The organism is Streptomyces niveiscabiei, assembly GCF_001419795.1.
Classification (GTDB): Bacteria; Actinomycetota; Actinomycetes; order Streptomycetales; family Streptomycetaceae; genus Streptomyces; species Streptomyces niveiscabiei.
Genome location: NZ_LIRL01001303.1, coordinates 1 through 1,540, shown reverse-complemented (window position 1 = coordinate 1,540; position 1,540 = coordinate 1). Strand labels below are relative to the sequence as shown.

The following is a 1,540-nucleotide window of genomic DNA, read 5'->3' as shown; positions in this document are numbered from 1 at the left end:
ACCGGCGCCGTCGACCTCGCCGGCCGCACCCTGACCATCGACGGCAGACGCATGGAACTCGCCTCGGGCTTCGACAACTCACCTACGTTCAAAGGCCCGTTGACGGTCGGTGGAAAGCCCGGCACCAAGACCGTGACCGTCACCAACACCACCGACGGCACCCGCTACAACGCGGTCATCGCCTTCGCGGTCGAACTCGTCGACGCCGACGGGCGACCCGTCTACATCGGCGCGTCCGACTCGTACAACACGGAAGGCATCGGTACGTACGAAAAAGCAGGCGGCTGGCTCGCGTTGAACGAGTCCGACGCCAAGTGGTTCCACGGGGAAGCAGAGTTGGGAGAGGTCCTCGCCGTGGAGCGTTGAGGCTTTGCCTTCACGGCTCATCCAATGCAACGCATGTGGATGCAGTTTGTTGCGTTGAGCTTCCATTCATTGCAACGATTTATCTACTCTGAGCTGCAATGATGCTAATTCATTGCAATAAGACAGTTGCCTGATCTTCTAACGCAACGTAGCTTTTCCGAAACGAGAAACACGAACCTTCGGAAAAGGAGACCCACATGTCGGCCCTCGCCTCCTTCCTGCGGTTCGTGGTCCTCGGTGGTGGTGTCGGGGTCCTGTGCTCCTTCGCGGTGCCGCAGCTGGCCGTGGTCGTCCCCTGGGCGGTCGCGAACGCGGTCGTCACCGCCGCCTCCACCCTGCTGTGCACCGAACTCCACGCGCGCCTCACCTTCCGCAAGGGGCGTGGAGCCGGATGGCGGGAGCACTGGCAGTCGGCCGGCTCGGCCGTCGCCGCCTATCTGGCGACCGGCGCCGCGATGTTCGTCCTGCACCTGACGCACCCCGCCTCCGGCGCGCTGACCGAACAGGCCGTCTACCTCGGGGCCTCCGGCCTGGCCGGCCTGGGCCGCTTCGTCGTCCTGCGCCTCTACGTGTTCGCGGCGGACCGCGGTCCCCGCCCGGACTCCCGCATCACGCAGGGGAGTTGGCGGTCCTCTGGTCAGCCGTCGCGGGCGATCCGCGCGCAGAGGTCGTCCACCGTCCCCCGCGCCAGGTGCACGGCCTTGCGCCCGGCGGCGTCGATGTCCAGCGTGTACACCCCGTCGACGACGTACAGGCCGCGCGGCAGGTTCCCCTCACCGACGCCCACCAGCACCGGGCCGCGCACCTCCCACAACTGGCCGCCGTCGTCCCGGAGTTCGACGAGCGCCGTGCCGCTCACGTCGGCGTCGTAGAAGGAACCGGTCTCGGTGTTCGTGAGCCGGACGACCAACTTGCCCCGGTAGACCATGCGTTGGGCGGTGCCGTCGGGCCGGGTCGCCAGCACGCGGCGCACCACCTCGTCGACGACGGGCTCGCCGTGCACGGGGAAGCCGCACCGCACCCCGGCGGCGACGTCCCACGGCGCGGACGGCGCCGGCTCCCAACCGGTGTCCGCGTGCGCGGCCGGCGCCCCCAGCAGGGCGGCGGCAAGTACCAACGGCGCGAGTGCGGTTCGTCGCATGACTCTCCTCGTGTCGGACGGTCTGTCGTACCC

Annotated in this window: 1 protein-coding gene and 1 pseudogene; one reads left to right on the top strand and one right to left on the bottom strand. The window is 68.2% G+C overall.

Annotation, left to right across the window (positions count from 1 at the left end; genetic code table 11):
- A pseudogene (locus AOK24_RS43395) lies at positions 1-366 on the top strand (hypothetical protein); the annotation flags it as partial.
- 637 nt (positions 367-1,003) lie between these two features.
- Here the strand turns inward: AOK24_RS43395 and AOK24_RS43390 are convergent.
- Entirely contained in the window at positions 1,004-1,507 is a 504-nt protein-coding gene (locus AOK24_RS43390; RefSeq protein ID WP_055725334.1) for a hypothetical protein, read from the bottom strand.
- Positions 1,508-1,540 lie beyond the last annotated feature (33 nt).